The sequence below is a fragment of the Burkholderia sp. WP42 genome (assembly GCF_000745665.1).
Taxonomy (GTDB): domain Bacteria; phylum Pseudomonadota; class Gammaproteobacteria; order Burkholderiales; family Burkholderiaceae; genus Burkholderia; species Burkholderia vietnamiensis.
In genome coordinates this window covers 1-19,179 of sequence record NZ_JQJT01000022.1, presented here as the reverse complement: position 1 = coordinate 19,179, position 19,179 = coordinate 1, and the positions used below count along the sequence as shown (strand labels likewise).

Annotated in this window: 19 protein-coding genes; 5 read left to right on the top strand and 14 right to left on the bottom strand. The window is 67.0% G+C overall.

The genetic code is table 11. The annotated features are described in order from the left end of the window. Positions 1 to 42 precede the first annotated feature (42 nt). Both EX20_RS14370 and EX20_RS14365 read left to right on the top strand, forming a co-directional pair. Positions 43 to 1,842 (top strand): M61 family metallopeptidase, encoded by a 1,800-nt coding sequence (locus EX20_RS14370; protein ID WP_034193973.1) that lies wholly within the window; start codon positions 43 to 45, stop codon positions 1,840 to 1,842. Between the two features lie 144 nt (positions 1,843 to 1,986). Then, positions 1,987 to 2,583: an FMN-dependent NADH-azoreductase gene (locus EX20_RS14365; protein WP_014722373.1), complete on the top strand. Its 597-nt coding sequence runs from the start codon at positions 1,987 to 1,989 to the stop codon at positions 2,581 to 2,583. 123 nt (positions 2,584 to 2,706) lie between these two features. Here EX20_RS14365 and EX20_RS14360 read toward each other — a convergent pair whose 3' ends face one another. The 8 genes from EX20_RS14360 to rpe all read right to left on the bottom strand — a co-directional run bounded on the left by EX20_RS14360 (position 2,707) and on the right by rpe (position 10,016). Beyond that, positions 2,707 to 3,606: a uracil-DNA glycosylase gene (locus EX20_RS14360; protein WP_034193972.1), complete on the bottom strand. Its 900-nt coding sequence runs from the start codon at positions 3,604 to 3,606 to the stop codon at positions 2,707 to 2,709. A gap of 12 nt (positions 3,607 to 3,618) precedes the next feature. Beyond that, on the bottom strand, positions 3,619 to 4,245 hold the full coding sequence (locus EX20_RS14355) for a CYTH domain-containing protein (protein ID WP_034193971.1): 627 nt from the start codon (positions 4,243 to 4,245) through the stop codon (positions 3,619 to 3,621). Then, positions 4,245 to 5,030 carry an indole-3-glycerol phosphate synthase TrpC gene (trpC, locus tag EX20_RS14350; RefSeq protein WP_011883151.1) on the bottom strand — a complete coding sequence of 262 codons (786 nt, stop codon included), beginning with the start codon at positions 5,028 to 5,030 and terminating at the stop codon, positions 4,245 to 4,247. Before trpC ends, EX20_RS14355 begins: the two co-directional genes overlap by 1 nt. 29 nt (positions 5,031 to 5,059) lie before the next feature. After that, the gene (trpD, locus tag EX20_RS14345) at positions 5,060 to 6,091 is read right to left on the bottom strand and encodes an anthranilate phosphoribosyltransferase (RefSeq protein WP_011883152.1); all 1,032 of its coding nucleotides are present in this window, start codon (positions 6,089 to 6,091) and stop codon (positions 5,060 to 5,062) included. Positions 6,092 to 6,104: 13 nt separating this feature from the next. Further along, on the bottom strand, positions 6,105 to 6,704 hold the full coding sequence (locus tag EX20_RS14340; protein WP_011883153.1) for an aminodeoxychorismate/anthranilate synthase component II: 600 nt from the start codon (positions 6,702 to 6,704) through the stop codon (positions 6,105 to 6,107). Positions 6,705 to 6,717: 13 nt separating this feature from the next. After that, positions 6,718 to 8,211 (bottom strand): anthranilate synthase component I, encoded by a 1,494-nt coding sequence (gene trpE, locus EX20_RS14335; protein ID WP_011883154.1) that lies wholly within the window; start codon positions 8,209 to 8,211, stop codon positions 6,718 to 6,720. Between the two features lie 358 nt (positions 8,212 to 8,569). After that, positions 8,570 to 9,325, bottom strand: coding sequence for a phosphoglycolate phosphatase (locus EX20_RS14330; protein ID WP_034193970.1), 756 nt, complete (start codon positions 9,323 to 9,325; stop codon positions 8,570 to 8,572). Positions 9,326 to 9,329: 4 nt separating this feature from the next. After that, positions 9,330 to 10,016, bottom strand: coding sequence for a ribulose-phosphate 3-epimerase (rpe, locus tag EX20_RS14325; RefSeq protein WP_034193969.1), 687 nt, complete (start codon positions 10,014 to 10,016; stop codon positions 9,330 to 9,332). 176 nt (positions 10,017 to 10,192) lie between these two features. On the opposite strand from rpe, the gene apaG reads away from it, so the two are divergent. Together apaG and EX20_RS14315 are read left to right on the top strand one after the other, a co-directional pair. Then, on the top strand, positions 10,193 to 10,567 hold the full coding sequence (apaG, locus tag EX20_RS14320) for a Co2+/Mg2+ efflux protein ApaG (RefSeq protein WP_034193968.1): 375 nt from the start codon (positions 10,193 to 10,195) through the stop codon (positions 10,565 to 10,567). A gap of 79 nt (positions 10,568 to 10,646) precedes the next feature. Continuing rightward, on the top strand, positions 10,647 to 11,879 hold the full coding sequence (locus EX20_RS14315; protein WP_011883158.1) for a murein transglycosylase A: 1,233 nt from the start codon (positions 10,647 to 10,649) through the stop codon (positions 11,877 to 11,879). 192 nt (positions 11,880 to 12,071) lie between these two features. On the opposite strand, the gene paaK is transcribed toward EX20_RS14315, so the two are convergent. From paaK to paaN, 5 genes are all read right to left on the bottom strand, one after another. Next, positions 12,072 to 13,370 (bottom strand): phenylacetate--CoA ligase PaaK, encoded by a 1,299-nt coding sequence (paaK, locus tag EX20_RS14310; protein WP_011883159.1) that lies wholly within the window; start codon positions 13,368 to 13,370, stop codon positions 12,072 to 12,074. 38 nt (positions 13,371 to 13,408) lie between these two features. Further along, positions 13,409 to 13,861: a hydroxyphenylacetyl-CoA thioesterase PaaI gene (gene paaI, locus EX20_RS14305; protein ID WP_034193967.1), complete on the bottom strand. Its 453-nt coding sequence runs from the start codon at positions 13,859 to 13,861 to the stop codon at positions 13,409 to 13,411. 1 nt (position 13,862) lies between these two features. Continuing rightward, the gene (gene paaG / locus EX20_RS14300) at positions 13,863 to 14,654 is read right to left on the bottom strand and encodes a 2-(1,2-epoxy-1,2-dihydrophenyl)acetyl-CoA isomerase PaaG (protein WP_034193966.1); all 792 of its coding nucleotides are present in this window, start codon (positions 14,652 to 14,654) and stop codon (positions 13,863 to 13,865) included. A 45-nt stretch (positions 14,655 to 14,699) separates the two neighbouring features. Further along, entirely contained in the window at positions 14,700 to 15,902 is a 1,203-nt protein-coding gene (pcaF, locus tag EX20_RS14295) for a 3-oxoadipyl-CoA thiolase (protein WP_034193965.1), read from the bottom strand. 96 nt (positions 15,903 to 15,998) lie between these two features. Beyond that, positions 15,999 to 17,705, bottom strand: a complete 1,707-nt coding sequence (paaN, locus tag EX20_RS14290; protein ID WP_034193964.1) for a phenylacetic acid degradation protein PaaN — start codon at positions 17,703 to 17,705, stop codon at positions 15,999 to 16,001. A gap of 129 nt (positions 17,706 to 17,834) precedes the next feature. Here paaN and EX20_RS14285 point away from each other — a divergent pair, with 129 nt between their 5' ends. Then, positions 17,835 to 18,611 (top strand): enoyl-CoA hydratase, encoded by a 777-nt coding sequence (locus EX20_RS14285; protein ID WP_011883164.1) that lies wholly within the window; start codon positions 17,835 to 17,837, stop codon positions 18,609 to 18,611. Positions 18,612 to 18,918: 307 nt separating this feature from the next. Here the strand turns inward: EX20_RS14285 and EX20_RS32890 are convergent. Next, positions 18,919 to 19,179: hypothetical protein (locus EX20_RS32890; protein WP_208449665.1), on the bottom strand; the 261-nt coding region annotated here is incomplete at its 5' end.

Genomic DNA, 19,179 nt, shown 5'->3' with positions numbered 1-19,179 from the left:
TATCCCGTTCGATCTCCGACCGATTTCCGACCGATTGCCACGATGACCCAGCCGATCCGCTATTCGATTGCCCCGAAAGATCTTGCCGCGCACCTGTTCGAAGTCTCGGTGACGGTCGCCGACCCCGATCCCGCAGGCCAGCGCTTCGCGCTGCCGGTCTGGATTCCGGGCAGCTATCTCGTGCGCGAGTTCGCGCGCAACATCGTCACGCTCGCCGCGTTCAACGACGCCGGCCGCAAGGTGCGGATCGCCAAGACCGACAAGAACACGTGGCAGGCCGCGCCGGTGAGCGGCGCGCTGACGCTGCGCTACGACGTCTATGCGTGGGACCTGTCGGTGCGCTCCGCGTATCTCGACGAAGCGGGCGGCTTCTTCAACGCCACCGCGGTGTTTCTGAGCGTTGCCGGCCGCGAGGACGCACCGTGCGAGGTCGACATCGCGAAGCCGGCCGGCCCGGCGTTCCGCACGTGGCGCGTCGGCACGTCGCTGCCCGAGGCGCGCGGCACGCGGCGGTACGGGTTCGGCGCCTATCGCGCGGCGAACTATGACGAACTGGCCGACCATCCGGTCACGATCGGCGAATTCGCGCTGGCGAGCTTCGAAGCGCACGGCGTGCCGCACGACATCGTGATCGCCGGGCGCGTGACGCAGCTCGACATGGAGCGCCTGCGTACCGACCTCAAGCGCGTGTGCGAAGCGCAGATCGCGCTGTTCGAGCCGAAGTCGAAGAAGGCGCCGATGGACCGCTACGTGTTCATGACGCTCGCGGTCAGCGACGGCTACGGCGGCCTCGAGCACCGTGCGTCGACCGCGCTGATCTGCAACCGCACCGACCTGCCGGTGAAGGGACGGCCGGAAACGACCGAAGGCTATCGTACCTACCTCGGCCTGTGCAGCCACGAATACTTCCACACGTGGAACGTGAAGCGCATCAAGCCGGCCGCGTTCGTGCCGTACGACCTCGGGCGCGAGAACTACACGTCGCTGCTGTGGCTGTTCGAGGGCTTCACGTCGTATTACGACGACCTGATGCTGGTGCGCAGCGGGCTGATGTCGCAGGACGAATACTTCGCCGCGCTCGGCCGCACCATCGGCGGCGTGCTGCGCGGCACGGGCCGCCTGAAGCAGAGCGTCGCCGACAGCTCGTTCGACGCGTGGATCAAGTATTACCGGCAGGACGAGAACGCGACCAACGCGATCGTCAGCTACTACACGAAGGGTTCGCTCGTCGCGCTCGCGTTCGATCTGGCGATTCGCGCGCAAACGCGCAACCGCAAGTCGCTCGACGACGTGATGCGCCTGCTGTGGCAGCGCTACGGGCGCGACTTCTATCGCGGCAAGCAGGCGGGCGTCGGCGAGGACGAAGTCGACGCGCTGATCGAGGAAGCCACCGGCGTCGCGCTCGGCCGCCTGTTCGCCGACGCCGTGCACGGCACGCGCGACCTGCCGCTCGCCGAACTGTTCGCGCCGTTCGGCGTGACGCTCGTGCCGGAAGTCGCGAACGGCGCGGCCGCGAAGCCGAGCATCGGCGCGCGCCTGCGCGGCGGCGCGGACTGCACGCTGGCGGCCGTCTACGAAGGCGGCGGCGCGCACCGCGCGGGGCTGTCGGCCGGCGACACGCTGATCGCGCTCGACGGCCTGCGCATCACCGGCACGAACCTCGACGCGCTGCTCGCGCGCTACCGGCCGGGCGACAAGGTCGAGATCCACGCGTTCCGGCGCGACGAGCTGCGGACCGTGAAGCTGAAGCTCGACGGCCCGGACGTCACGCGCTACCGGCTGACCGCGGCCGCGAAGCCGGCCGCCGCGCGCAACGCCCGGGAAGCCTGGCTGAACGGCTGAGCGCGGGCGGGCTGCGCCCGACCGGCGGCCGATTGTTCTGCTGATGCAACAATCCGTCGCCGGAGCCCCGCTTTTTCGCGACGATGTGGCCACGCACAATGGCGTCACTCGCGCTGACCAAGCGCAATCCAACTGGAGCCTGACATGACGACCATTCTGCAAATCAATTCCGCGGCGCGCTCGCAAGGTGCGCAGTCCACGCTGCTGGCCAGCGAACTGACGGCAAAGCTGCAACAATCGAACCCCGGCGCCCAGGTCGTCGTGCGCGACCTGCTGGCCGACGCGCTGCCGCACCTCGACGAAACGGTGCTCGGCGCGTTCTTCACGCCGGCCGACCAGCGCAGCGCGGAACAGAATGCGATCGTCGCGAAGAGCGATGCACTGATCGCCGAACTGCAGGCGGCCGACATCGTCGTGATCGCCGCTCCGATGTACAACTTCGGCGTGTCGTCGCAACTGAAGACGTATTTCGACTGGATCGCCCGTGCCGGCGTCACGTTCCGCTATACCGAGAACGGTCCGGAAGGCCTGATCAAGGGCAAGAAGGTGCACGTGGTCACCGCGCGCGGCGGCAAGTACCTCGGTACGCCGAACGACAGCCAGACGCCGTTCCTGCGCACCTTCCTCGGCTTCATCGGCCTGACCGACGTGAGCTTCATCCACGCCGAAGGCCTGAACCTCGGGCCCGATGCGCAGAGCGCCGCGCTCGCAGGTGCGCGCGAGGCGATCGCCGCCGTGTAATGCGGACAGGTGCGCAGAGGCGCGGCCGTGCCGCGCTGCGTCGTCAGACGAAAACGCCGCGTCCCGACAGGGCGCGGCGTTTTTGCGTTGCGGCCGGCGCCCACGCCAAGCCGGCGACGTGCGTCAGGCGAGCGTTTCGGCGATCTCCGGCAGCCGCCAGTCGATCGGTTCGCGGCCCGCTTCGACCAGATACTCGTTCGCGAGCGCGAAGTGACGGCAGCCGAGGAAACCGCGGTGCGCGGACAGCGGCGACGGATGCGGCGCTTCGAGCACGCAATGGGCGTTCGCATCGAACAGCGCGCGCTTCGCCTGCGCGTGTGCGCCCCACAGCATGAACACGAGGCCGCGATGACGGCCGGCCAGCTCGCGGATCAGCGTGTCCGTGCATTGCTCCCAGCCGCGCTTCGCGTGGCTCGCGGCGGCGCCGCGCTCGACCGTCAGCACGGTGTTGAGCAGCAGCACGCCCTGGCGCGCCCACGTGTCGAGGCAGCCGTGGCGCGGCGTGTCGTGACCGAAGTTCGCTGCGATTTCCTTGAAGATGTTGCGCAGCGACGGCGGCGTGCGCACGGCCGGCGGCACCGAGAACGCGAGGCCATGGGCCTGCGGCGTGCCGCGGTCGTCGCCGTGGTACGGGTCCTGGCCGAGAATCACGACCTTCACGTCGTCCGGGCTCGTCAGGCGCAGCGCGCGGAACACGTCGGTCGGATAGACCGTCTTGCCGGCGGCGCGCTCGTCGTCGACGAAGCGACACAGCGGCGCGTACGCGTCGCTGTCGGTGAACGGCTTCAGCACGTCGCGCCAGACGGCCGGCAGCGCGTCGAATTGGGCGGCGAGGTGCGGGACGTCGGTGGCGGCGCCGGCCTGCGGCTGTGCGGCGCGCGCCGGAGCCGCTTCCGCGGCCTTCTTGCCGGTGCGCGGACGCGCGGGTGCGGCGGCGGGAACATCGTGCTGCGCCGGTTCCGGCGCGGGATCGTCGAACAGCGACGCCTGTTGCGGCGTACGGAGAGTCTTGCGGGTTGCCATGCGTGATGCGGGTTATTGCGCGCGCAGCCGGTAGCCGCGCTGCGCCTTGCTGATGTTTTCGGGGGCGAGGCCCGGCAGCGCCTGCTGCAATTCGGCGGCGAGCGTCGCGAGCGCCGCTTCCGGGCCGTCGATCAGTTCGAGTTCGATTTCGCTGATCGGTTCGCGGCGCGTATCGCTTTGCGTCTGAACGACGATCTCGCCGACGTCCACCGCCGCCTCGACGGTCGCGCCGCCGATTGCGACGCGCCACAGCGTACGCGAAAAATCCGTGCGGAACAGCGCGTGCAGCGCCGGCGCGGCGTCGCGCAATGCGGTCGAGGCTTCCGGCACGTCGCAGGCGGCGACGAGCGCGTCGATTTCGAGCGCGTCGCCGGCGACGGGCAGCTCCCATTCATGGCGGCGATGCAGGCCGGCCTCGGCGCTGCCGACCGTCTTGAACGTCTGCAGCCAGCCGTGCGGCGTGCGGCGCACGCGCACCGCGCTCTTCGACCGGGCGAGCGCGAGCTCGGGCGTGTCGTAATAGACGTTCGCGAGCGTGATGGTCTGGCCGGCTTCGCCGGTCAGCGTTTCGAAAAAGTGCCGCGCGGCCTCGGCCTGACCGGCCGGCAGCGCGAGCTTGATCTCCCGTTCGATCGCCATCAGAAGAACATCCGCGCGAGTGCCGCGCCCGGCTCGTCCGCGCGCATGAACGCTTCGCCGACGAGGAACGCGTTCACGTTCGCCGCGCGCATCGTGTCGACGTCCGCGCGCGACAGGATGCCCGACTCGGTCACGACCATGCGGTCGGCCGGAACCATGTCGAGCATGTCGAGCGTGGTCTGGATCGTCGTCTCGAAGGTGCGCAGGTTGCGGTTGTTGATGCCGACGAGCGGCGTCTTCAGCGTGAGCGCCTGTTCCATCTCGTTGCGGTCGTGAACCTCGACCAGCACCGCGAGGCCGAGTGAGTGCGCATACGCTTCGAGTTCCTGCATCAGCGGCGTGTCGAGCGCGGCCGCGATCAGCAGGATCGCGTCGGCGCCCATCGCGCGCGCCTCGAGGATCTGGTACGCGTCGACGATGAAGTCCTTGCGCAGCACCGGCAGCGTGCAGGCCGCGCGCGCTTCCTCGAGGTAGCGCACGCTGCCCTGGAAGAACTGTTCGTCGGTCAGCACCGACAGGCATGCAGCGCCGTGCGTCGCGTACGAGCGCGCGATGTCGGCCGGCACGAAATGCTCGCGCAGCACGCCTTTCGACGGGCTCGCCTTCTTCACTTCGGCGATCACCGCGGGCTGGCCGGCGGCCTGCTTCGCGCGCAGCGCGCCGACGAAGTCGCGCAGGTCGCGCGCCGATGCTTCGAGTTTCAGCGCCTCGAGCGGCGTGCTGCGCATGGCCGCCGCGACTTCGTCGCGCTTGACTGCGATGATTCGGTCGAGAATGTCGCTCATGTGGGTTCCTGCTGGATTCGTGAGGGGAGTCAGCGCTTGAACTGCTGCGTGAAGCGCACGAGTTCGTCGACTTTCGCGCGCGCCTTGCCGCTCGCGATCGCTTCGCGGGCGAGCTGGATGCCGTCCGCGATCGACGCGGCGACATTGGCCGCGTAGAGCGCGGTGCCGGCGTTCAGCGTGACGATCTCGCGGGCGACGCCCGGCTGGTTGTCGAGCGCGCCGAGCAGCATCACGCGCGATTCGTCGGCATTTTCGACCTTCAGCGTGCGGTTCGACACCATCTGGAGCCCGAAGTCCTCCGGATGGATCTCGTATTCGTGCACCTGCCCGTCGCGCAATTCGCCGACCAGCGTGGCCGCGCCGAGCGACACTTCGTCCATCCCGTCCTTGCCGTACACGACCAGCACGTGCTGCGCGCCGAGGCGCTGCATCACGCGCACCTGGATGCCGACGAGGTCGGCGTGGAATACGCCCATCAGCTGGTTCGGTGCGCCGGCCGGATTGGTCAGCGGGCCGAGGATGTTGAAGATCGTCCGCACGCCGAGCTCGCGGCGCACGGCCGCGATGTTCTTCATCGCCGGATGATGGTTCGGCGCGAACATGAAGCCCATGCCGGTTTCGGCGATCGACGCGGCAACCTGATCCGGCTGCAGGTCGATGTTCACGCCGAGCGCCTCGAGCACGTCGGCGCTGCCGGACTTGCTCGACACGCCGCGGTTGCCGTGCTTCGCGACCTTCGCGCCTGCCGCGGCCGTCACGAACATCGACGCGGTCGAGATGTTGAAGGTGTGCGCGCCGTCGCCGCCCGTGCCGACGATGTCGACGAAGTTGGAGTTGTCCGGCACCTCGACGTGGTGCGCGAACTCGCGCATCACGGTCGCGGCGGCGGCGATTTCGCCGATCGTCTCCTTCTTCACGCGCAGGCCGGTGATGATCGCGGCCGCCATCACGGGCGACATGTCGCCGCGCATGATGAGCCGCATCAGGTGCAGCATCTCGTCGTGGAAGATTTCGCGGTGTTCGATCGTGCGCTGCAGCGCTTCCTGCGGGGTAATCGTCATCGTGCGTCTCCGGTCAGGCGGCCGGCGCGCTCGCGCGGGCGGCTGCGCGATGCTGTTTCAGGAAGTTCTCGAGCAGCGCGTGGCCATGCTCGGACAGGATCGATTCCGGATGGAACTGCACGCCTTCGATCGGCAGCGTCTTGTGGCGCACGCCCATGATCTCGCCGTCGTCCGTCCACGCGGACACTTCGAGGCAGTCGGGCAGCGATTCGCGCTCGATCGCGAGCGAGTGGTAGCGCGTGACGTCGAAATGCTTCGGCAGATCGGCGAACACGCCGCGGCCGTCGGTTTCGATCCGGCTCACCTTGCCGTGCATGATGGTCTTCGCGCGCACGACGCGGCCGCCGAACGCTTCGCCGATCGCCTGGTGGCCGAGGCACACGCCGAGAATCGGCTTCTTGCCCGCGAACTCGTGCAGCACGTCGAGCGTGATGCCCGCGTGCTGCGGGTTGCTCGGGCCGGGCGACAGGCAGATCGTGTCGGGGTTCAGGCGCGCGATGTCGTCGAGCGTGATTTCGTCGTTGCGGTAGGTGCGCACGTCCTCGCCCAGTTCGCCGAAGTACTGGACCAGGTTGTAGGTGAACGAGTCGTAGTTGTCGATCATGAGCAGCATGGTCAGTCTCCGGTCAGAAGTCGCTATCGAGGCCGTCCTGGACCTGTTCGGCCGCACGCAGCACCGCGCGCGCCTTGTTTTCGGTCTCTTGCCATTCGGATTCGGGCACCGAGTCGGCGACGACGCCCGCCGCCGCCTGCACGTACAGGTTGCCGTTGTGGATCAGGCCCGTGCGGATCGCGATCGCGAGGTCCATCTCGCCCGAGAACGACATGTAGCCGACCGCGCCGCCGTACAGCCCGCGCTTGACCGGCTCGAGCTCGTCGATCAGCTCCATCGCGCGCACCTTCGGCGCGCCCGACAGCGTGCCGGCCGGGAACGTCGCGCGCAGCACGTCGTAGTTCGTCATGCCGGGCTTGAGCTTGCCCTCGACCGAGCTGACGATGTGCTGCACGTGCGAGTACTTCTCGATCACCATCTTGTCGGTCACCTGCACCGAGCCGATCTGCGCGATGCGGCCGACGTCGTTGCGCGCGAGGTCGATCAGCATCACGTGCTCGGCGATTTCCTTCGGGTCGTTCAGCAATTCGGTCGCGAGTTCGGCGTCGCGCTCGGGCGTGTTGCCGCGCGGGCGCGTGCCGGCCAGCGGCCGGATCGTGACGATCTGGTCGTCGCCGCGCTTTTCCTGGCGCACGAGGATTTCCGGCGATGCGCCGACCACGTGGAAATCGCCGAAGTTGTAGTAATACATGTACGGCGACGGGTTCAGCGAACGCAGCGCGCGATACAGCGACAGCGGATTGTCGCGGTACGGCTTGGTCAGCCGCTGGCCGACCTGGATCTGCATCAGCTCGCCGGCCGCGATGTATTCCTTCGCCTGACGCACGGCGGCCAGATAGTCTTCCTTCTTGAATTCGCGGAACGTCTCGGTACGCACGCTCGCCGACGTGACGGGCGGCTGCACCGTCGTGCGCAGGCGCTGCTTCAGTTCGCGCAGACGCTGCTTGCCCTTCGTGTACGCCTCGGGCTGCGCCGGGTCGGCATAGATGATCAGGTACAGCTTGCCGGCGAGGTTGTCGATCACCGCGACTTCCTCGGTGAGCAGCAGCTGGATGTCGGGCAGGCCGAGATCGTCGCGCGGCGCGGTGTTCGCGAGCTTCTTCTCGATGTAGCGCACGGCGTCGTAGCCGAAATAGCCGGCCAGGCCGCCGCAGAAGCGCGGCAGGCCCGGGCGCTGCGCGACCTTGAAGCGCGCCTGGAACGACTCGATGAAGGCGAACGGGTCGCCGTCGTGCGTTTCGATCACCTCGCCGTCGCGCACGACTTCGGACACGCCGTTGCGGGCGCGCACCAGCGTGCGTGCCGGCAGGCCGATGAACGAGTAGCGGCCGAAGCGTTCGCCGCCCACCACCGATTCGAGCAGGAACGAGTTGGCGCCCGCGCGTTCGGGCTGCGCCAGCTTCAGGTAGAGGGACAGCGGCGTTTCGAGGTCGGCGAGTGCTTCCGCGATCAGCGGAATGCGGTTGTAGCCTTCGTTCGCAAGCGATTGGAATTCGAGTTCGGTCATGTTCCGGTCCTGTTCGGGACGAGCGGCGGCGTGCGCCAGGGATCACTTGACGCTGCGCGGCTGCCGTCGGCGAAAGGGCGGTCGATCGAGAAGTGCCTGTTGCCGGCCGGCACTCCGGGCGTGAGCGTCGCGAGCCTGCGGCCGATCCTGAACGCAGGCGTTCGGATGCGGTAGAACTCGGAGGTGGTGCGACGATCGGCGCGCGGATGCGCAGCGAGATAAAAAACGGCGCTGAAGACGGGCTTCAGCGTACCTCATCGAAGAGGTCAGCGCGACCAGCGACGCCAGGGCCAGGCTCCCCGGTCGATGCTGCTCAGACTCCGTTTTTTATTCAGAAACATGCGGATGGAAGAAATAATCAGATGGTTGGCCGGCCGGCGTTGTGCGCGGCGATCGCGCGTGCTGCGACCAGCAACGAGTCGACTATACCATCCGAATTTATCGTTTGTATAGCTTTGCCGTGGTTGTAGCCGTACGGCACCGTCAGCGTCGCCATCCCGGCTGCGCGGCCCGCCAGCGCGTCGTTCTCCGAGTCGCCGATCGCGACCGCCGCGTGCGGCGCCACGCCGAGCGCGTCGCATGCCGCGAGCATCGGCAGCGGATCGGGCTTCTTGCGCGCGACGCTGTCGCCGCCGAGCACGATGCCGAAGCGATCGATCAGCCCGTATTGCTCGAGCAGCTCGAGCGCGAAGCGGTGCGGCTTGTTCGTCACGCACGCGAGCCGGATGCCGGCCGCATGCAGCGCATCGAGGCCGGCGGTCACTTCCGGATAGAGCCGCGTGTGCCGGCCGTTGATCTTCGCGTACTCGGCCTGGTAGATCGCGAGCGCATCGTCGAAGCGCGCTTGCGAGTCGGCCTGCGAGAAGCGCGGCGCCAGCACGCTCTGGATCAGATGCTCGGAGCCCTTGCCGACGTAGCCGATCACCTCGTCGCGCGACGTGGCCGGCGCGCCGAGCTGCGCGAGCATCCCGTTCAGCCCGGCCGTGAAATCGTCGGCCGTGTCGACCATCGTGCCGTCGAGGTCGATCAGCGCCGCATCGATGCGCGGCGCCGCGAAACGGATCGGGGCGCCGGTGTCGGGTGGCGCGCAAGCGTCGAGCGAGGAATCGGCCACGGCGTCAGCTCCGCTCGACCGTCGCGAGTGCCGCGCGCATCTCGTCGATCACCTTGCGATAGTCGGGCTTGCCGAAGATCGCCGAGCCCGCGACGAACGTGTCGGCGCCGGCTGCCGCGATCTCCGCGATGTTGTCGGTCTTCACGCCGCCGTCCACCTCGAGCAGGATCTCGCGGCCCGTGCGTTCGGTGTACGCGTCGATGCGCGCGCGCGCTTCGCGCAGCTTGTTCAGCGTTTCCGGGATGAACGACTGGCCGCCGAAGCCGGGGTTCACCGACATCAGCAACACGAAATCGAGGCGGTCCATCACGTGGTCGAGATAGTTCAACGGCGTGCCCGGATTGAACACGAGGCCGGCCTTGCAGCCGTGGTCGCGGATCAGCGACAGCGTCCGGTCGATGTGGTCCGAGCCTTCCGGGTGGAAGCTGATCAGATTCGCGCCGGCTTTCGCGAAATCGGGCACGATACGATCGACCGGGCGCACCATCAGATGCACGTCGATCGGCACCTGCACGTGCGGGCGGATCGCTTCGCAGACGAGCGGGCCGATCGTCAGGTTCGGCACGTAATGGTTGTCCATCACGTCGAAGTGAATCCAGTCGGCGCCGGCGGCGACCACGTTGCGGACTTCTTCGCCGAGCCGTGCAAAGTCGGCCGACAGGATGCTGGGGGCGATGCGGAATTGGGTCATGACAGGGGAGCGGGGGACGCTGCGGCGCAAAACCGCCATTCTACCGTCCGGCGACCGCGTGCGCGGCGGCGAGCCGTGCGGTGGCGGCCCGATTGCGCATAGAATGCCGAACCAGTGCGGCGCGCCGCGGCCCGGCGCTACAGATGGCGCGGGCGGTTACCTACAGCGGAAACACCATGAGTCAGTATCAGTTCACCGTTTCGGTGAAAACCAGTTACTTGCCGGAACAATCCGACCCGGATCGACGTCAATACGCATTCGCGTACACGCTGACCATCCGCAATACGGGGCACGTTGCAGCGCAACTGATCGCCCGTCACTGGATCATCACGGACAGCGAAAATCACGTGCAGGAAGTGAAGGGGCTCGGCGTCGTCGGGCACCAGCCGCTGCTGCAGCCGGGCGAACATTTCGAGTACACGAGCTGGGCCGTGATCGCGACGCCGGTCGGCACGATGCGCGGCGCGTATTTCTGCGTGGCGGAAGACGGTGAGCGGTTCGAGGCGCCCGTCGAAGAATTTGCGCTGCACATGCCGCGCACGCTGCATTGAGCGTGCGGCGGGCGCTCAGCGCGGCTGGCGGTCGTTGTCGCGTGCGTGTTTCTTTCTGCCCGACGACGTCCACACGACGATGAAGATCAGCAGCGCAAGCGCGACGAAAGCTTCGAGCCCGAAGATGAGCATCGGATATTGGTCGAGAAAATCTGACATGGCGGTTTCCATCAAGAACGGACATTGTATGTGGTTTGGCGCCCGGGCGGCCGGCTGGCTGGCCGCCGCCGCGGCGGCCGCGCTGCTCGCGGCATGCGGCAGCGCGCCGACGCGGACGTCGGCGCTCAAGCCGCCGACGGGCGCGGCGATCGTGCCGGGGCAGGTCGCCGCGCAGCGACTGACGCCGGTGGCCTGGCAGCAGGTGCCGGGCTGGCAGGACGATGCGCTGATCGGCGCGACGGCCGCGTTGCGGCAGAACTGCGTGCGGCTCGCGCGCCAGCCGGCTTGGCAGCGCGCGTGCGCAGCCGCCAACCGGCTCGACGAGTTGGACGTGAGCAGCGCGCGCGCATTCTTCGAAACGTATTTCACGCCGTTTCAGTTCGCCAATACCGACGGTACGCTGGACGGTCTCGTGACCGGCTATTACGAACCGCTGCTGCACGGCTCGCGGGTGCGTCGCGGCCCTTACCAGTACGCGCTGTACCGCTGGCCGGCCGGCTATCGCGCGGGCACGGCGCTGCCGGCGCGCGCGCAGCTCGAGCGCGCGGGCATTCTGAACGGCAACGAACTCGTGTGGGTCGACGATCCGATCGAGGCGTTCTTCCTGCAGGTGCAGGGGTCGGGGCGCGTGTTGCTCGACGACGGTTCGGTGATGCGCGTCGGCTTCGGCGGCACCAACAACCAGCCGTACCGCTCGATCGGCAAATGGCTGATCGATCACGGCGAGCTGACGCCCGCGCAGGCGACGATGCAGGGCATCAAGGCATGGGCGAAGGCGAATCCGGCACGCGTCGACGCGCTGCTCGACACGAACCCGCGCTTCGTGTTCTTCCGCGACATGCCGACCAAGGAAGATGCACCGCACGGTGGCGCGGAAGGCCCGATCGGCGCGCTCGGGGTGCCGCTCACGCCGGAGCGCTCGATCGCGGTCGATCCGTCGTCGATCCCGCTCGGCACGCCGGTGTTCCTGCAGACCACACGCCCGTTGACGAATACACCGATGAACCGGCTCGTGTTCGCGCAGGACACGGGTTCCGCGATCCGCGGCGGCGTGCGCGCCGACTATTTCTGGGGGCTCGGCGACGATGCGGGCGACCAGGCCGGCCGGATGAAGCAGGTTGGCCGGATGTGGCTGCTGTTCCCGAATTCGTGATGCGCGGCCGCGCCGGCGTAAAGCTGTAGCCGGCGTGCCGACACGGCCTCGAATTGCTGCACCCCAAAGGCTGGATCGTCGATCCGGCCTTTGGGGTGTTTTTCATCGCGGAACGTGGCGAGCGGGCTGGGCTGCGGCGAGCGGCGCCGGCATCCGTGCGCGCGCGGCCCGTCACGAAGCCGCGCTGCGGGTTCAGCCCTTGCGCTTGTCGATCACGCGTCGGGCCTTGCCGACCGAGCGCTCGATCCCGTTGACCGGCAGCACGTTGATGACCGCGGTCACGCCGATCAGCGACTTGATGTCGTGCGCGAGCGCATGGCTCGCCGCGCGGATCGCCGCGGTGTCGGGAGCCGTCTCCGGGCACGGCTCGACGTTCAGCGTCAGCACGTCGAGCGGGCCTTCCTTCGTCAGCACGATCTGATAGTGCGGCGCGAGCGCGCGCTGTTTCAGCAACTGCTCTTCGATCTGCGTCGGGAACACGTTCACGCCGCGCACGATCATCATGTCGTCCGAGCGGCCGGTGATTTTTTCCATCCGGCGCATCGTGCGTGCGGAGCCGGGCAGCAGGCGCGTGAGGTCGCGCGTCCGGTAGCGGATGATCGGCAGCGCTTCCTTCGTCAGCGACGTGAACACCAGCTCGCCCAGTTCGCCGTCCGGCAGCACCGCGCCGGTGTCCGGATCGATGATTTCCGGATAGAAATGGTCTTCCCAGATGGTCGGGCCGTCCTTGGTCTCCACGCATTCCGACGCGACGCCCGGGCCCATCACCTCGGACAGCCCGTAGATATCGACCGCGTCGATGCCCATGCGCTGCTCGATGGCCGTGCGCATGTCGTTGGTCCACGGTTCCGCGCCGAAGATGCCGATGCGCAGCGAGCTCTGCGCGGGGTCGAGGCCCTGGCGCTCGATCTCGTCGGCGATCGACAGCATGTAGCTCGGCGTCACCATGATGATGTCGGGCCGAAAGTCCTGGATCAGCTGCACCTGCTTTTCGGTCTGCCCGCCGCCGAACGGAATCACCGTGAGGCCCGCGCGTTCGGCGCCGTAATGCGCGCCGAGGCCGCCGGTGAACAGGCCGTAGCCGTAGCTGACGTGGACCTTGTCGCCGCGGCGGGCGCCGGCCGCGCGGATCGAGCGCGCGACGAGATCGGCCCACGTATCGATGTCGCGCGCGGTATAGCCGACGACGGTCGGCTTGCCGGTCGTGCCCGACGACGCGTGAATGCGCGAGATCTGGTCTTGCGGCACCGCGAACATCCCGAACGGATAGCTGTCGCGCAGGTCGCTCTTGGTCGTGAACGGGAAGCGCGCCAGATCGGCGAGCGTTTTCAGATCGTCCGGATGAACGCCCGCTTCGTCGAACTTGCTGCGATAGACCGGGGAATTTTCGTAGGCGTGCCGAAGCGACCATTTCAGGCGGTCGAGCTGCAGCGCAGTCAGTTCGTCGCGTGAGGCGGTCTCGATCGGCTCGAGCGGTAGCGCGGTAGTCATGCGTGTCTCCAGTGTTTGTTATGTGCGAGCCGCGGGCGTCAGCGATCTTCAGGCAGCACCGTGCCCTTGATTTGCGCCGACTTGCCGCGAAACATCGCGACGGTCTCGCCGGCCTGATTCATGACGCGCACGTCGTAGATGCCGTGCCGGCCGCTGCGCGTCTGCTCGGTTGCCTCTGCCGTCAGCACGTCGTTGCCGTGGACCGGCCGCAGGTACTCGATCGAGCAGCCGGCCGCAACGGTATTCAGGTTGTACGAATTGCATGCGAACGCGAACGTCGAGTCGGCGAGCGTGAAGATGATGCCGCCGTGGCAGGTCTGATGCCCGTTCAGGAATTCCGGCCGCACGCGCATGTGCAGACGTGCGTAGCCGGCGCGCACCTCGGCGATTTCCATGCCGAACGCGCGGCTGCAGGCGTCCGCCTCGTACATGGCCTGCGCAGTCGCGCGCGCGACTGCGTCGGGGTCGAGCGGGTGAAGGGCGGCTGTCATGTCAACGCCCCTCGAAGCGCGGCGCGCGCTTCTCGATGAACGCCTTGACGCCTTCCGAATAGTCGTACGACTGGCCGAGCTTGCGCTGCAGGTCGCGCTCGACGTCGAGTTGCTGGTCGAGCGTGTTGCTGATGCTGTCGCGCATCGATTGCTTGATCGATGCGATCGCGAGCGTCGGCTGCTGGGCGAGCTGGCTGGCGACCTGACGGACCGACGCGGCAAGCGCATCGTCGTCGACCGCGCGCCAGATCAAGCCCCATTGCTCGGCCTGCTCGGCGCCGAGTTTGTCGCCTGTCAGTGCCAATCCGAGCGCGCGCGCCATGCCGATGCGCTGCGGCAGGAACCACGTGCCGCCCGAGTCGGGCACGAGGCCGATCTTCACGAACGCCTGGATGAAGCTGCTCGAGCGGGCGGCGAACACCAGGTCGCACGCGAGCGCCAGGTTCGCGCCCGCGCCGGCGGCCGTGCCGTTCACGGCCGCGATGACCGGAATCGGCATGCGCTGCAGGCGACGGATCAGCGGATTGAAATGCTCGTCGATCAGCGCGCCCAGATCGGTCGAAGCGCCGGGCGTGAAGTCGAGATCGGCAAGGTCCTGGCCCGCGCAGAAGCCGCGGCCCGCGCCGGTCAGGATCAGCGCGCGGGCGCCGGCTTTCTCGACCTCATCGAGCGCGGACTGCAATTCGCGATGCATCGCGCGCGTGAAGCTGTTCAGCTTGTCCGGACGGTTGAGGGTGACCGTGGCCACGTTCGCGGCCCGATCGAGCTCCAGCTGGATCGCGTCATATGACATGCAGTGTCTCCTTCATGACTTCGTTATAGGCGCGCGGCGAGCCGGTTACACGCGTTCGATCGCGATCGCGATGCCCTGGCCGACGCCGATGCACATCGTGCAGAGCGCGAAGCGGCCGCCGATGCGCTCCAGTTGATGAAGCGCGGTGGTCACCAGCCGGGCGCCCGATGCGCCGAGCGGATGGCCGAGCGCGATCGCACCGCCGTTCGGGTTCACGCGCGGATCGTCGTCGGCGACCCCGAGCATGCGCAGCACCGCAAGACCTTGCGACGCGAATGCTTCGTTCAGTTCGATCACGTCGAACTGGTCGATCGACATGCCGAGCTGACGCAACAGCTTCTGCGTCGCGGGCGCCGGACCGATCCCCATCACGCGCGGCTCGACGCCGGCCGTCGCCATGCCGACGACGCGTGCGCGGCGGCGCAGCCCGTATTGATCGGCGGCCTGCGCGTTGGCGAGCAGCAGCGCGCAGGCGCCGTCGTTGACGCCGGACGCGTTGCCGGCCGTCACCGAGCCGTCGGGACGGACGACGCCCTTGAGCTTGGCAAGCGCGTCGAGCGACGTTTCGCGCGGGTGCTCGTCCCGTGACACGACGACGGCGTCGCCCTTCTTCTGCGGAATCGTCACCGCGACTATTTCCGCCGCGAGCGTGCCGTCCTGCTGCGCACGCGCGGCCTTCTGCTGGCTGCGCAACGCGAACAGATCCTGGTCGGCGCGGCTGATGTCGTAATCGACCGCGACGTTCTCGGCCGTCTCCGGCATCGAATCGACGCCGTATCGCTGCTTCATCAGCGGATTGACGAAGCGCCAGCCGATCGTCGTGTCGAATATGTCGGCCTGGCGGGCGAACGCGCTGGCGGCCTTGCCCATCACGAACGGCGCGCGCGTCATGCTTTCGACGCCGCCCGCGATCATCAGGCGCGCCTCGCCGGCCTTGATCGCGCGCGCGGCCGTGCCGACGGCGTCCATGCCGGAGCCGCACAGCCGGTTCAGCGTCGTGCCGGGCACGGCGCTCGGCAGGCCGGCCAGCAGCGCCGACATGCGCGCGACGTTGCGGTTGTCCTCGCCTGCCTGGTTCGCGCAACCGTAGATCACGTCGTCGAGCGCGGTCCAGTCGACGTTGCGGTTACGTTCGATCAGCGCGCTGATCGGCACCGCGCCGAGATCGTCGGCTCGAACGTCTTTCAGGGCGCCGCCGTAGCGGCCGATGGGGGTGCGAATCGCGTCGCAGATGTAGGCGTCGGTCATGGGAGTGTCGGGCGTGTCGATGGGCAACGAACCCGCCGGTTGGCGGATTCGTTCATGGTAGAGAACGTGGCCGAATTTGCACCTCGGCCGTTCGGCTTATGCCGTATGGCCAGCTTCCGCGGGCGCCGCCTTCGGTGCAACATGCACTCGGCTTTGCACGACGCGGAACCGGTTGGCGACGAACGCCGGGTCGGCCAGTGCCGCGTTGGCGGCCGGGTTCGCGCCGGTGCCGTGGAAGTCCGAGAACGCGGCCGACTGGTTGACGAATACGCCGCCCGTCAGGTTGATCGACAGCGCGACGCCGCCGCGAATCGCCGCTTCGTGCGCAGCGTCGAGCACGTTGGCGTCGGTGCTGTAGACGGACAGCGTCAGCGCGCCGTGTTGGGCAGCGATCTCGCCGGCGAGATCGAGCGACTGCGTGGTCGAGTCGGTCGCGATCACGAACGAGATCGGGCCGAACCACTCCTGCGTGAACTTCGCGCGGTCGGCCACGTCGAGCTGCATCACGAGCGGCGTGCGCACGCGAGCGTTGGCGAAGGTGGGATGCACGAGCGTCTGGCTGTCGGCGAGCACGCGGCCGAGCTTGCGGGCGTCGTCGATGCGCGCGCTCACGCCTTCGTTCTGGATCGCGCCGATCAGCTCGACGGAGCGTGCAGCGTCGCCGGTCAGCTTCTGCACGGCGCCGGCGATGGCCTGGGCGACGTCGTCGAAGCTCGCATGGCCATCCGCGGTCTGGATGCCGTCGCGCGGTACGTAGATGTTTTGCGGCGCCGTGCACATCTGGCCGGAGTACAGCGCCAGCGAGAACGCGATGTTCTTGGCCGCGGCCTTGAGGTCGTCGGTCGAGTCGATCACGATCTGGTTGACGCCGGCTTTCTCCGTGTACACCTGCGCCTGGTGAGCATGGCGTTCGAGCCACGTGCCGTTCTGCGTACTGCCGGTGAAGTCGATCAGCTTGATTTCGGGGCGCAGCGCGAGGTCCTGCACGAGCGCGCCGTCGTTCGGCTCGGTCGCGAGCAGCGTGACGACGTTCGGATCGAAGCCGGCTTCGCGCAACACGTCGCGGGCGATGCGGACCGTGATCGCGAGCGGCAGGATCGCGCCCGGGTGCGGCTTGACGATCACCGTGTTGCCGGTGGCGAGGTCGGCGAACAGGCCGGGGTAGCCATTCCAGGTCGGGAACGTGCAGCAGCCGAGCACGAGGCCGGTGCCGCGCGGGACGATCGTATAGCGCTTGTGCATCGCGAGCGGCGGGTTCTTGCCCTGCGGCTTTTCCCAATGCGCATCGGCGGGGATGCGGCGCAGCTCGTCCCAGGCATAGGCGACTGCTTCGAGCGCACGATCCTGCGCGTGCGGGCCGCCGGCCTGGAATGCCATCATGAAGGCTTGGCCCGTCGTATGCATCACGCTGTAGGCGATCTCGAAGCTCGCGCGATTCAGCCGTGCCAGGATTTCGAGGCTGACGCCGATCCATGCGCTCGGGCCGGCTTCACGCCATTGAAGCTGGGCCGCGGCTGCCGCGGCGATCAACTCGTCGGGCGTCGATTTTGGATAGCGGATGTCGAGCGGGATCCCGTATGGCGACTGCTCCGCGCCGACGGTCCCGCCGGACGCCGGCTGGTCGAGCTCGAACACGCTGCCGAGATGCGCTTTGAACGCGGCTTCGCCATCGGCGTTCGCGCTTTCCCCGTACACTTTGGGACTCGGCATTTCCGCAAACGGGCTCCAGTACCCGCGGCTCTCGATGGCGGCGAGGGCGTGTTTCAGCGTGTCTTCGTGCTTCGTGAACAGTGCATGGGTCATGACGGCAGCCTGATGGACAGTGAGAAGGGTTGGATCGATTAATTAACCGACCGGTTGGTCGGAGAATGTTAGCATCAAACTATTCGCGTGTGCGAGGCGTTTCTCATTTCATTGATCGAGGAGAAATAGATGTCTTACGAGAACATCTTGGTGGAGACCCGAGGGCGAGTCGGATTGATCACGCTCAACCGTCCGAAGGCGCTCAATGCGCTGAACGATGCGTTGATGGATGAGTTGGGTGCGGCGCTGAAGGCGTTCGACGCAGACGACGAAATCGGCGCGATCGTCGTGACGGGCAGCGAGAAGGCGTTCGCGGCCGGCGCCGACATCGGCATGATGGCCACCTATTCCTATATGGATGTGTACCGCGGCGACTACATCACGCGTAACTGGGAGACCGTCCGCGAGATCCGCAAGCCGATCATTGCGGCCGTGGCGGGGTTTGCGCTCGGTGGCGGCTGCGAACTCGCGATGATGTGCGACATCATCTTCGCGGCCGATACGGCCAAGTTCGGCCAGCCGGAGATCAAGCTGGGCGTGATGCCTGGCGCCGGCGGCACGCAGCGTCTGCCGCGCGCGGTCTCGAAGGCGAAGGCCATGGACATGTGCCTGACTGCACGTTTCATGGATGCGGCCGAAGCCGAGCGCGCCGGGCTCGTGTCGCGTGTGCTGCCGGCCGACAAACTCCTCGACGAAGCGGTTGCGGCTGCGACGACGATCGCCGAGTTTTCGCTGCCGGCAGTCATGATGGTGAAGGAGTCGGTGAATCGCGCGTACGAGACGACGCTGGCCGAGGGCGTCCACTTCGAGCGCCGCCTGTTCCATTCGCTGTTTGCGACGGAAGATCAGAAGGAAGGGATGGCGGCATTCGTCGAGAAGCGGAAGCCGGTATTCAAGAACCGCTGACTCGGGCGACGGCAGCGCCACGCGCTGCCTAACGAACGCAATCAGCGGTATCCGACGTGTCGGACCTGAAGCCCCGCACGCGGCAGCGTGCGGGGCTTTTTCAAAATATTTTCACAAAAGGGGTTGCATTGCGAGGGGCGGGTGCATAGAATCACGCCTCTTTCGCGCTACCGGAAACGCGGCGCGGGAGAAGAAGGGAAGCGGTGCGGTTGGGGTGGTTGTAGTGACCCGAACGCACACGAAGCTGAACCCCTCACCGTCACAACGAAGCAGTTCAAAAAGTTGTTGACGAGTGAAGAAAGACGGTTCATAATCTCGCTTCTCTGCTGCTGAAAACGCAGCGCTGCTGAGAAACACGAAGTTCCTCGCAGAAATGCTCTTTAAAAATTAACAGCCGATAAGTGTGGGCGCTTGATGGAAGCGAGCTGATCTTCGGATCAGAAAGCGAAAGTATCAAGAGTCTCACACTAAAGTAAGTCAGGTTTATGAAGAGATTCATATACCTGTCAGCTTTGAGTGAGCGACCGGTTCTTAACGGAACCGAAAACAGTAACAGGTTTAAACTGAA

What these genes read in the sequence shown, in the direction of transcription:
- EX20_RS14370 (WP_034193973.1), top strand. Translation starts at nt 43, where the DNA reads ATGACCCAGCCGATCCGCTATTCGATTGCCCCGAAAGATCTTGCCGCG.
- paaK (WP_011883159.1), bottom strand. Translation starts at nt 13,370, where the DNA reads ATGACTACCGCGCTACCGCTCGAGCCGATCGAGACCGCCTCACGCGAC.
- EX20_RS14340 (WP_011883153.1), bottom strand. Translation starts at nt 6,704, where the DNA reads ATGCTGCTCATGATCGACAACTACGACTCGTTCACCTACAACCTGGTC.
- EX20_RS14315 (WP_011883158.1), top strand. Translation starts at nt 10,647, where the DNA reads ATGAAGATCAGCAGCGCAAGCGCGACGAAAGCTTCGAGCCCGAAGATG.
- paaN (WP_034193964.1), bottom strand. Translation starts at nt 17,705, where the DNA reads ATGACCCATGCACTGTTCACGAAGCACGAAGACACGCTGAAACACGCC.
- apaG (WP_034193968.1), top strand. Translation starts at nt 10,193, where the DNA reads ATGAGTCAGTATCAGTTCACCGTTTCGGTGAAAACCAGTTACTTGCCG.
- trpE (WP_011883154.1), bottom strand. Translation starts at nt 8,211, where the DNA reads ATGACCGAACTCGAATTCCAATCGCTTGCGAACGAAGGCTACAACCGC.
- EX20_RS14360 (WP_034193972.1), bottom strand. Translation starts at nt 3,606, where the DNA reads ATGGCAACCCGCAAGACTCTCCGTACGCCGCAACAGGCGTCGCTGTTC.
- EX20_RS14285 (WP_011883164.1), top strand. Translation starts at nt 17,835, where the DNA reads ATGTCTTACGAGAACATCTTGGTGGAGACCCGAGGGCGAGTCGGATTG.
- rpe (WP_034193969.1), bottom strand. Translation starts at nt 10,016, where the DNA reads ATGACCCAATTCCGCATCGCCCCCAGCATCCTGTCGGCCGACTTTGCA.
- trpD (WP_011883152.1), bottom strand. Translation starts at nt 6,091, where the DNA reads ATGACGATTACCCCGCAGGAAGCGCTGCAGCGCACGATCGAACACCGC.
- paaI (WP_034193967.1), bottom strand. Translation starts at nt 13,861, where the DNA reads ATGACAGCCGCCCTTCACCCGCTCGACCCCGACGCAGTCGCGCGCGCG.
- EX20_RS14355 (WP_034193971.1), bottom strand. Translation starts at nt 4,245, where the DNA reads ATGGCGATCGAACGGGAGATCAAGCTCGCGCTGCCGGCCGGTCAGGCC.
- EX20_RS14365 (WP_014722373.1), top strand. Translation starts at nt 1,987, where the DNA reads ATGACGACCATTCTGCAAATCAATTCCGCGGCGCGCTCGCAAGGTGCG.
- paaG (WP_034193966.1), bottom strand. Translation starts at nt 14,654, where the DNA reads ATGTCATATGACGCGATCCAGCTGGAGCTCGATCGGGCCGCGAACGTG.
- pcaF (WP_034193965.1), bottom strand. Translation starts at nt 15,902, where the DNA reads ATGACCGACGCCTACATCTGCGACGCGATTCGCACCCCCATCGGCCGC.
- trpC (WP_011883151.1), bottom strand. Translation starts at nt 5,030, where the DNA reads ATGAGCGACATTCTCGACCGAATCATCGCAGTCAAGCGCGACGAAGTC.